Consider the following 9,900-nt stretch of genomic DNA (forward strand, 5'->3'; position numbering starts at 1 on the left):
ACCGGCCCCCCGGGCTGACGCCCCGCACCCCCCTCGGGCGGGCCGGCGCCGCGGCGCAGGCGGGGCGGCGCCCCGGCGGCCGGGTCCCCGCCGTGTGCGGGCACCTTTGGATGCCTGTACCTGCGCAGCTGGATATTGTCCCTGTATGAGGTGTATGCGATGGGGCTGGTCGCCCGAGGGCGGGTGACACGCCGTGCAGCCGGCCGTCCGCGGTTCCGCCCGGGGGTGGGACGACCTGACCGTCCTCTTCCGCCGGCTGATGCGGGACGCCGAGCCGTCGAGCGGCATGCTGTTCCTCCTGCCGCCCCAGGAGAAGGTGCTGCACCTGTCCCTGCTCTACGGGACGTCGTGGCACATCGTCGCCCCGTGGGCCCGTATCCGGGTGGACGAGGCGATCCCGGCGGCCGCGGCGGCGCGGGAGGCACGCCTGATCTGGGTCGGCAGCCTGGAGGAGCTGGCCCTGCGCTACCCGCGGCTCGCGCTCGTGGTGCCCGACCACACCCTGGCCGCCGCCCCGATCCTCACCGAGGACGCCGTGTGGGGGACGGTCTGCCTGCTCTGGCCGTCCTCCCACGGCGCGCGGCTGGGCCGGGGCGAGCGCCAGGCCATCGACGCCTTCTGCCGTGACGCGGGCCCGGTGCTCCGGCACGCGGCGGACGCGGGCGCCCCCCTCCGGCCCGGCGCGTGCGCACGGGTGCTGGAGGCGGTTCGTCCGCGCACCCCCGACCCGGCCGAGGCGCTGGCCGCCCACGACTTCGCCGCCCGGCTGCCCGGGGCCATGTCGCTGGACCTCGAGGGCCGGGTCGGCTTCGTCACCGACGCGACCGCCGACCTGCTCGGCACCCAGGCGGCCGACCTCATGGGCGTCCGCCCGTGGGAGCTCCTGGAATGGCTCGGCGACTCCGTCTTCGAGGCCCGCTTCCGCGACACCGTCATCGGCCACCAGTCCGCCCACTTCACGGCCCGGCGCGCACCGGCCGGCCGGCTGTCCTTCCGGCTGTACCCCGACGCCTCGGGCGTCAGCGTCGACATCGCCCCGTGCCCGCACACACCCTCCGCCGAACCCGAGGAGGCCGGACGGCCGCCCGCGGACCCGGTGGGGGCCGTGACCCTCTACCACCTCATGCACCTGGCGGCGAGCCTGACGGAGACGGTACGGGTCGAGGACGTGGCCGACCGGGTCGCCGACCAGCTCGTACCCGGCTTCGGGGCCGCGGGCCTGGCCCTGATGACGGTGGCGGACGGGCGGCTGCGCGTCGTCGGCCACCGCGGCTACTCGGTGGAGTTCATGGCGCGCTTCGACGGGGACTCCCTGGCCGCCCCCAGCCCGCCCGCCCAGGCGCTGACCAGGCAGCGACCGCTCTTCTTCGCCAGTTTCGACGACTTCCGCGACGCCTATCCCGAGGCCGTGCGCTACGGCAACAGAAACGCGTGGGCCTTCCTGCCCCTCGTCATCCGGGGCCGTCCCGTCGGGCTGCTGGTCCTGTCGTACGACGAGCTCCGGCCCTTCACACCGGCCGAGCGCAACCTGCTCATCTCGGTGGCCGGACTGATCGCCCAGGCCCTGGACAGGTCCCGGCTCTACGACGCCAAGCACAGCCTCGCCCGCACCCTCCAGAGCGGGCTGCTGCCGCGTCGGCTGCCCGCCGTGCCGGGCCTGGAGGTCGCCGCCCGCTACCTGCCCGCGGGCCACGGCATGGAGATCGGCGGGGACTTCTACGACCTCATCCGCTGCGGTGCCACCGGCGCCGCGGCGACCATCGGCGACGTCCAGGGACACAACGTGCGGGCCGCCGCGCTCATGGGACAGCTGCGCACCGCCGTGCACAGCCACGCCGCCGCCGGAGCACATCCGGCGGAGCTGCTGGCCCGCACCAACCGCCTGATGTGCGACCTCAACCCGGGGCTGTTCGCGAGCTGTCTCTACATCCGGCTCGACCTGGACCTGCGGTCGGCCTGTCTGGCCACCGCCGGCCACCTGCCGCCCCTCCTGCGCCGCCCGGACGGCCGGACCGAGGTGCTGCGGCCGCCGGCCGGACTGCTGCTCGGCATCACCCCGGACACCGACTACCGCGCCGTGGAGGTCCCGCTGCCGCCGGGCACCACCCTCGTCCTGTACACCGACGGCCTCGTCGAAGCGCCGGGCGCCGACATCGACCAGGCCATCGGCGATCTCGCCCACCGGCTCGCGCTGGCCCGGGACGACGACATGCACGCCCTCTCCGAGGTCCTCCTCGCCCACGCCCCGCACGGTGTGCCGCGCGTCGACGACATCGCCATGCTGCTGATCCGGACCACGGACGTCACCTGACGCGGGCCGCTGTTCCGCGCGGGTGTTCCCGGAGCGCTCCCGGGCCCGTCACGGTGTCCCGCCGTCCCTGCCCTCCAGCATCCGCTCCAGCCGGTCGAAGCGGTCGTGCAGGGCCCGGTCCGCCTGCGCGTACAGGTGCTCGGCGGCCTCCTCGGAGCGGCGCACGAGACGGTGCCGGCGCTCCTGGTCCCGTCCGACGAACCAGGTGGCCAGGGCCGCCGTGACCATGCCGTAGGCGGTGATCCCGACGACCATCACCACGACGGCGACGACACGGCCCCACGGGGTCACCGGGTAGAAGTCCCCGTAGCCGACCGTCGTCGCGGTCTCCACCGACCACCACAACGCCCTGGGGTAGGTGGTCAGCTGGGCGCGGGGAGCACCGCGCTCGGCGACGACGACGGCGTACGAGCCCACCAGTATCACGGCGACGAGGACGGCCGTGGCGGCGCCGGCCGCCCGCACGTGGAGGGAACGTCCTCGGCGGCCGAGCAGTACCTCGACCGCCCTGGTCAGGAAACCGGGCAGCATGCCCCGCATCCTCGGGCACGGCCCGCCCGGGCGGCGCCGGAGCACGGGGCCCCGGCGCGAACTCGACCCGAACGGCGGCCCGGGGTCACACGGCGCCGCGGCGGGCGGCGACGAGGACGGGGCCGCCGGGGACGGTGGGGAAGCGCCGCACCTCGTTCAGTCCCGCGGCGGCTAGGGTCTCGGCCATCCGGTCGGTGTCGTACGAGTTGCCGCCGCCCCGTACGGCCGTCCAGCGGGCGACGGCCTGGCGCAGGGGGTCGGAGGCGGCCGGGTTGGTGCCGGTCACGATCCAGCCTCCCGGCCGCAGCGCGTCGATCAGCCGGGGGAGGGCGGTGCGCAGGGCGTCCTCGGACAGGAACGGGGCCGGCAGCCAGACGAGGTCGTACGCGGCCGGGTCCGCCAGCTCGGCGACGTCCAGCAGACGCAGGCTCACCCGGCCGGCGACGGACGGATCGGCGCCGGACAGCTCCGTGCGGGCGAGGTCCAGCGCGCGTCGCAGGACGTCCACGCCGACGATCCCGGCGCGGGGGAACGCCTCGGCGAGGGCGAGGGCCAGCGCCGCCACGCCCGTGCCGACGTCCAGGACCCGGCCGCCGGGGGAGTCGAGGCGCTCGGCCAGCCCGGCCAGCTGCGGGACGACCCTGGTGGCGAGTGCGCGGCCGGTCGCCGCCGACGCGCGCCCCTGGTGCAGCAGCACCTCGTCGGCCTGGTCGGCCCAGCCGCCGCCGGCGCCGTCCGACGCGTGGTCCTCCGCCGCGGAGACCGCCTGGCGCAGCGAGCTGAGCCGCGCCGCGACCGCGCTGCGGGTCGTCTCGGCGTCGGCGCGGGAGAGCGCGCCGTGCGGCACGAGCCCGTCCCCGTCCCGTCGTACGAGCCCGACGGCCTCCAGGACGGCCGTGCGCTGCGGGTGCGCGGCCAGTACCTCGGGGAGGGGCGCGGTGAGCGCGTCCCGCATCGTGCCGATCATGGCCGCGAGGGCCCAGGCCGCCGCGTCCAGGGCGCCCTCCGGATCTTCCCCGAGCCCCGGAAGAATCGGTGGAACGTCGCTGGACGGTGTCTGAGCGGACATGCTGCTCTCTTTCGCGTACGGCGCCCCGCGCACGGCGGACCCGCCCCGGTTCGTCACGCGACGATTCTGGCCCACGTCCCGCCACCGCACGGACCGGTCGTGCCGAGGGTGGTGGTGAGCGGCACTCAGGAACGGCTGACGCGGCTGTCCCAGAGGTCGACGGCTCCCAGGCGGTCCGCTCCCTGGGTGTCGAGCATCCAGCCCGGGTATTCGAGGGGGAGGCGGCTGACCTCGTCCAGGGCGCGCAGTTCGTCCTCGCTCAACGTGATGTCAGCGGCGGCGAGGTTGTCCTGGAGCTGGCCGAGCCGCTTCGCGCCCACGAGCACCGATGTGACCGCCGGCTGGGCGAGCAGCCAGGCGAGGGCGATCCTGGCCGGGCTGCAGTCGTGGGCCTCGGCGATCGGACCGAGCACGTCCAGGACGTTCCAGGCCCGTTCCTTGTCGACCACGGGGAAGTCGAAGTCGGAGCGCCGGGCCCCCTCCGGGTTCTGGTTGTCGCGGCTGAACCGGCCCGACAGCAGACCGCCGGCCAGCGGGCTCCAGACGAGCAGACCCAGGCCCTCCTCCTGGAGCAGTGGCACGATCTCCCGTTCGAGGTCACGTCCGGCGATCGAGTAGTACGCCTGCACGGTGTTGAGCGGCGCGTACCCGGAACGGGCGGCGATCCCGAGGGCCTTGGCGATCCGCCACGCCTGCCAGTTGGACACGCCGAGGTAGCGGACCTTGCCCTGCCGGACCAGGTCGTCCAGCGCGCGGAGGGTCTCCTCCAGCGGTGTCACCCGGTCGGTCGCATGGATCTGGTAGAGGTCGATGTGGTCGGTCCCCAGCCGGCGCAGGCTGGCCTCCACCGCGTCCATGACGTGCCCGCGGGACGCGCCGACGTCGTTGGGTCCCGGTCCCGTACGGCTGTACGCCTTGGTCGCGAGGACGTATTCGCGCCTGGGCACGCCGAGGTTGCGGAAGGACCGGCCCAGGATCTCCTCGCTCCGTCCCTCCGCGTAGACGTCGGCGGTGTCGAAGAAATTGACTCCGGCGTCCAGAGCGGCCTTGACGAGTTCGTCCGCACCGGATTGGTCGACGTTTCCGATGTGTTCGTAGACGCCGCTCGTGCCGCCGAATGTCATCGTCCCCAGACAGAGTTCGGAGACGAGCAGACCGGTGTTGCCCAGCGTTTTGTATTTCATGGGAGTCATCCTGTTTCACGGGATTTCCGGGGATGTCGAAATCCTATGCACGGGAGACATCCACGCGCATGCGCGGGAACCTCAAGCCGAAGTCTTCGAGGACATGAGCCTTCACGGGAAAGCTTCCTGGTGATGTGTGGCCCGATATCACGGGTGCCGTGCGCATGCGTCACGGGAAAAGCGTCGACGATCGGTCCGACCACACGAACAGCGGCTCCCGGCCCTTTCAGCGGGGGCGCAGACCGTCGAGCAGGGTGCGGACGGTGCCCGTGACCAGTACGTCGGGGTCGCGGTCCCCCGCCATGTGTCCCAGGACGAGGGTGGCCAGGCCCTGGATGACGGCGAGGATCGCCATGTCCGTGCGGTCCGGGTCGGAGGCGTCGATGTCGCCGCTGCGGCGCGCCCGTCCGACGAGTTCGGCGGCGGACGCGAACGCGCGCCGCTCCGCGGCGCGCACCTCCTCGCCGGCCGCCGCCGTCTTGCGCAGGAACATCAGCTCCAGCATCTGCGGACTGCGCGTGGCGAAACCGACGTACGCCGAGGCGAAGGCCGTGAACTGCTCGGCGAACCCCTGGCCCCCGGAGGCCGCGAGGGCGGCGTCCACTTCCTCGCCCAGGCGTTCCAGGCCGACGACCGCGAGGGCGTCGAGGAGCGCGTGCTTGTCCTGGAAGTGGCGCCGCGGCGCTCCGTTGCTGACGCCGATGTCGCGGGCCAGCTCGCGCAGGGAGAGACCGTCCACACCGGTCTCGGCCAGTTTGCGCTCGGCCGCGTCGAGCAGGGCGGCCCGGAGGTTGCCGTGGTGGTAGGAGGTGTGCGGTGTTGTCATTCCTCGACCCTACCCAACGAAGTATTCAGCGGTGACAATGTGCGCGATGCGCACATTCGGGACGCCGGTGCCCGTGGCCGGCCGGTCCCGCCGGCCACAGGCGGGGCGGTCAGCCGTCGATGGCGAGGAACTCCTCGCGCAGGACGCACTGCCCGTACCCTTCGCACCGGTTGAGATCGACCGTGATCTTCATGGGTGCGCTCCTCGCGCGGCCGGGACGTCCGTGCCGCGGTGGGGGGGAGGGCGGACGGCCGCGGTCGTGCCGCGGCCCGTCCTGCCGTGGGGGTGTCAGACGCCGATGGTGCGGGCCTCGGTGAAGGCGAGGATGCCGTCGGCGCCGCCGAGTTCGCGTCCGGTGCCGGAGGCCCCGAACCCGCCGAAGGGGGCGTCGAAGTCGAAGTCCATGGCGGAGTTGACGGTGATGATCCCGGCGCGGAGGCGGCGGGCGACCGCGACGGCCGCGTCGGTGTCGGGGCCGAAGACGGCGCCCGAGAGGCCGTAGGGCGTGTCGTTGGCGATCCGCACGGCCTCGTCGAGGGTGTCGTAGGTGAGCACGGAGATCACGGGGCCGAAGATCTCCTCCCGCACGATGCGCATGTCCGGGGTGACGTCGGCGAACACGGTGGGCTCGACGAAGTGGCCGCGCTCCTGTCCCGCGGGCCGTCCGCCGCCGCGCACGAGCCGGGCGCCCTCGTCCAGACCGGACTCGATGTAGCCCATGACCTTCTCGTACTGGGCCCGGGAGACGAGCGGGCCGAGGACGCTGGCGGGGTCGAGCGCGGGACCGACGACGATCTCGTCCAGGGCGGCGGCGTAGGCGGTGAGGAACTCCTCCGCGCGCTCGCGCGGGACCAGCAGACGGGACAACAGGGTGCACGCCTGGCCGGAGTTGCACATGGTGCCGCCGACGACGGCGGGCATCACCGCGGCGAAGTCGGCGTCGGGCAGCACGATCCCCGCGGACTTGCCGCCGAGTTCGAGGCCGACGCGCTTGATGTCACCGGCGGCCAGCTCCATGATCCGCCGGCCCGTGGCGGTGGAGCCGGTGAAGGAGACCTTGTCGACGCCGGGATGGGTGGCCAGGTACTCGGAGACCTCGCGGTCGGCGGGCAGCACGCTCACGGTTCCGGCGGGCAGTCCGGCGGCCGCCACGGCCTCGGCGATCCCGAACGCGCTGTAGGCGGTCTGCGGCGCGGGCTTGACGATCACCGGGCACCCGGCGAGCAGCGCGGGCACCATCTTCTGCACGGTGAGGAAGACCGGCGCGTTCCACGGGACCACCGCGGCGACGACGCCGACCGGCACCCGGTCGACCAGGCTGGGCCGGAACGCGCCCGCACGGCGCTCGCTGAAGCCGACACCACCGGCGACGGAGGCGAAGTGGCGCGTCAGCCCGATGGCGCCGGCCACCTCGCGGGCGCCGCTCAGCGGTGTGCCCATCTCGTGTGCCAGCTGTGTGGTCATCTCCGGTGCGCGGCGCTCCAGTTCGTCGGCGAACCGCAGCAGGTGCGCCACGCGCTTCTCGACGCCGAGCGCCTCCCAGCTCCCGGACTCCAGCACCTCCCTGGCCGCTGCGACGGCCCTGTCGACATCGGCGCGGGTCGCCTCGGGGACCGTGTACACGGGCTCCTCGGTGTTCGGGTCGACGATGGTCAGCGTGCCGTGGTCACGGGCGTCGATCCAGGTGCCTGCGATGAACAACTCCTGCTTGGCGGCGATGTCCTGGGTGGTCTCGGGCATGGCGGAGCTCCTTGGTGGCGGGGGTGGGAGAGCGGCGCGGAGGCGTCGGTCGCCGTGTGCGGTCCGCGCCGTTCCGCGTGGGCCGCCGCAGTCGCGACACCCCTAAAGTATTCATCGGAGACATTGTTGTCAACGGGTACATCGCCCCTGCTGGTAGGCGTAGACGACCGCCTGTACCCGGTCGCGCAGGCCCAGTTTGGCGAGGATGCGTCGTGCGGGGCGCCCTGGACGGGCCGGATGCGCGCCGCGTACCGGCCCACGAGCCGGCGCGTCACCTCCGGGTCCAGCAGCGCCGCGCCCGTGGCCACGGTCCTGATCCCGTGCAGGAGCCGGTCCGGCGGCGCGTCCTTGAGCAGGAACCCGCTCGCCCCCGCGCGCAGCGCCTCGTGCACGTACTCGTCGAGGTTGAAGGTCGTCACCACGGGCACCTTCACGGGGTGCGGCACCCCGGCGCCGGCCGGCAGGCGCGCGGCCTCGATGCCGTCGACGCCGCGGAACAGGACTTCCTCGGTGACCGCGGCGGCGGCCATGAAACCGAACAGCCCCACCGCGCCCGTCACCGAACCCCGGCCGTCGACCTCGTAGTGCCCGAGGAACGCGATGTTCACGATGACGGCCCCGAACAGCGCGACGCCGAGCAGCACGCCCCGCCCGGTCGCGGCAGCTTCCCTCGCCGGTCCGCGGCCGGAGCGCCGCGGCTGCGGGGAACGGTACGGATCCGGTGATCGGGAGTCGTCACCTCACGGTGGACACCTGTCCGTAGCTCGCGCGGGGGACGGCCCGGCCGGGTCGAGCCGGCCGGGACGGGGCGTTTCCTTATTGACGTGTACATTGCGCGGCCCGTATTTTGCGGCGGGGGCGGATTCATCATCGAGTTCACTGTTCATATATATGAACCAGTGTCAGAGATCGGAGGGCGCTCTCCATGCGCTTCGGAGTGAAACTGCGACTCGTCGGACTCGCCGCCGCACTGGGCACGGTGGCCACGGCGGCGCTCATGGCACCGGCCTCGGCCTCCACGACCCCCACGGAGCCCGGTGGCGCACCCGCCGTCGCCGCCTCGCCCGCGGTGTTCGTCCATCCCGGAGTGAACCTCAACTCCGCCCAACTGGCCTTCGTCCGGAGCAAGGTCCAGGCGGGCGCCCAGCCGTGGAAGAGCGCGTACGACCAGATGATGGCGAGCCCCTACGCCTCGCTGTCGCGTACGCCCAAGCCCCGTGCGACCGTCGAGTGCGGGCCCACCTCGAACCCCAACTTCGGCTGCACCGACGAGCGTGAGGACGCGATCGCGGCCTACACCGACGCGCTCGCCTGGTACATCAACCGCGACGAGCGCTACGCGCAGAAGTCGATCCAGCTGATGGACGCCTGGTCGGCGACCGTCAAGAACCACACCAACGACAACGCCCCGCTCCAGACCGGGTGGTCGGGCTCCTCGTGGCCCAAGGCCGCGGAGATCATCAAGAGTGTGCACGGCAACTGGGCCAACTCCGGCCGGTTCGCGTCCATGCTGCGCGACGTCTACCTCCCGGTGGTCGTCAACGGCTCCAACCGCACCGGCAACTGGGACCTGACGATGCTGGAGGCGGCCGTCAGCATCTCCGTCTTCCTGGACGACCACGCCAGTTGGGACCGGGCGATGGGCCACTACCTGGAGCGGGTGCCGGCCTTCGTCTACCTCTCCTCCGACGGCGCGCTGCCCAGGACCGTGGCCAGCCAGCACCTCACGACCCGGGACCAGATCGTCGGCTTCTGGTTCGGCGCCAGTACGTTCACCACCGGCATCACCCAGGAGACCTGCCGGGACTTCACGCACACCGGCTACGGCATCTCCTCGATCTCCCATGTGCTGGAGACCGCCCGCATCCAGGGACAGGACCTCTATCCGCAGGTCGGCGAGCGGCTGCGGCAGGCGCTGGGCTTCCAGTCGACGTACGAGATCGGCACCGCCGTCCCGTCGAGCGTGTGCGGCGGGAGCGTCAAGCGCGGGCTCGGCCCGATCACCGAGGTCGGGTTCAACTACCTGAACACCCTGCACGGTGTCGCCATGACCAACACCCAGGCGCTGACCGAACGCAACCGCCCGGCCGGCTCCAACAACCTGTTCGTGGCCTGGGAGACCCTCACCAACGCCCAGAACCCGAACTAGGGTCCGTCTTCAAAGATCGTTCGGGTGGTAGATGATGGTGTTGTGGTACGCCGTCATGAACTCACTGACCAGGAGTGGGAGTTACTCGCT

At 72.6% G+C, this 9,900-nt stretch carries 7 protein-coding genes and 1 pseudogene; 2 read left to right on the forward strand and 6 right to left on the reverse strand.

Annotated features, from left to right (window positions below; genetic code table 11):
- The first annotated feature begins 193 nt into the window (after nt 1–193).
- Nucleotides 194–2,311 (forward strand): GAF domain-containing SpoIIE family protein phosphatase, encoded by a 2,118-nt coding sequence (locus AB0F77_RS42645; protein WP_361960080.1) that lies wholly within the window; start codon nt 194–196, stop codon nt 2,309–2,311.
- Nucleotides 2,312–2,359: 48 nt separating this feature from the next.
- On the opposite strand, the gene AB0F77_RS42650 is transcribed toward AB0F77_RS42645, so the two are convergent.
- The 6 genes and pseudogenes from AB0F77_RS42650 to AB0F77_RS42675 form a co-directional block, all read right to left on the reverse strand.
- The gene (locus AB0F77_RS42650) at nt 2,360–2,842 is read right to left on the reverse strand and encodes a potassium channel family protein (RefSeq protein WP_361960083.1); all 483 of its coding nucleotides are present in this window, start codon (nt 2,840–2,842) and stop codon (nt 2,360–2,362) included.
- Between the two features lie 85 nt (nt 2,843–2,927).
- The gene (locus AB0F77_RS42655) at nt 2,928–3,911 is read right to left on the reverse strand and encodes a class I SAM-dependent methyltransferase (protein ID WP_361960086.1); all 984 of its coding nucleotides are present in this window, start codon (nt 3,909–3,911) and stop codon (nt 2,928–2,930) included.
- 125 nt (nt 3,912–4,036) lie between these two features.
- On the reverse strand, nt 4,037–5,095 hold the full coding sequence (locus AB0F77_RS42660; RefSeq protein ID WP_361960089.1) for an aldo/keto reductase: 1,059 nt from the start codon (nt 5,093–5,095) through the stop codon (nt 4,037–4,039).
- Nucleotides 5,096–5,321: 226 nt separating this feature from the next.
- Nucleotides 5,322–5,921, reverse strand: a complete 600-nt coding sequence (locus AB0F77_RS42665; protein WP_361960092.1) for a TetR/AcrR family transcriptional regulator — start codon at nt 5,919–5,921, stop codon at nt 5,322–5,324.
- 288 nt (nt 5,922–6,209) lie between these two features.
- Nucleotides 6,210–7,661: an aldehyde dehydrogenase family protein gene (locus AB0F77_RS42670; protein WP_361960095.1), complete on the reverse strand. Its 1,452-nt coding sequence runs from the start codon at nt 7,659–7,661 to the stop codon at nt 6,210–6,212.
- 129 nt (nt 7,662–7,790) lie between these two features.
- Nucleotides 7,791–8,149: pseudogene (locus AB0F77_RS42675) on the reverse strand (DNA-binding response regulator); the annotation flags it as partial.
- Between the two features lie 437 nt (nt 8,150–8,586).
- On the opposite strand from AB0F77_RS42675, the gene AB0F77_RS42680 reads away from it, so the two are divergent.
- Nucleotides 8,587–9,810, forward strand: a complete 1,224-nt coding sequence (locus AB0F77_RS42680; protein WP_361960098.1) for an alginate lyase family protein — start codon at nt 8,587–8,589, stop codon at nt 9,808–9,810.
- Nucleotides 9,811–9,900: the final 90 nt, after the last annotated feature.

The sequence above is a fragment of the Streptomyces sp. NPDC026672 genome (assembly GCF_040638185.1).
GTDB lineage: Bacteria > Actinomycetota > Actinomycetes > Streptomycetales > Streptomycetaceae > Streptomyces.

Excerpts from the sequence above, each read along its gene's own strand:
- AB0F77_RS42650 (WP_361960083.1), bottom strand. The coding sequence starts at position 2,842 with ATGCTGCCCGGTTTCCTGACCAGGGCGGTCGAGGTACTGCTCGGCCGC.
- AB0F77_RS42655 (WP_361960086.1), bottom strand. The coding sequence starts at position 3,911 with ATGTCCGCTCAGACACCGTCCAGCGACGTTCCACCGATTCTTCCGGGG.
- AB0F77_RS42660 (WP_361960089.1), bottom strand. The coding sequence starts at position 5,095 with ATGAAATACAAAACGCTGGGCAACACCGGTCTGCTCGTCTCCGAACTC.
- AB0F77_RS42665 (WP_361960092.1), bottom strand. The coding sequence starts at position 5,921 with ATGACAACACCGCACACCTCCTACCACCACGGCAACCTCCGGGCCGCC.
- AB0F77_RS42670 (WP_361960095.1), bottom strand. The coding sequence starts at position 7,661 with ATGCCCGAGACCACCCAGGACATCGCCGCCAAGCAGGAGTTGTTCATC.
- AB0F77_RS42680 (WP_361960098.1), top strand. The coding sequence starts at position 8,587 with ATGCGCTTCGGAGTGAAACTGCGACTCGTCGGACTCGCCGCCGCACTG.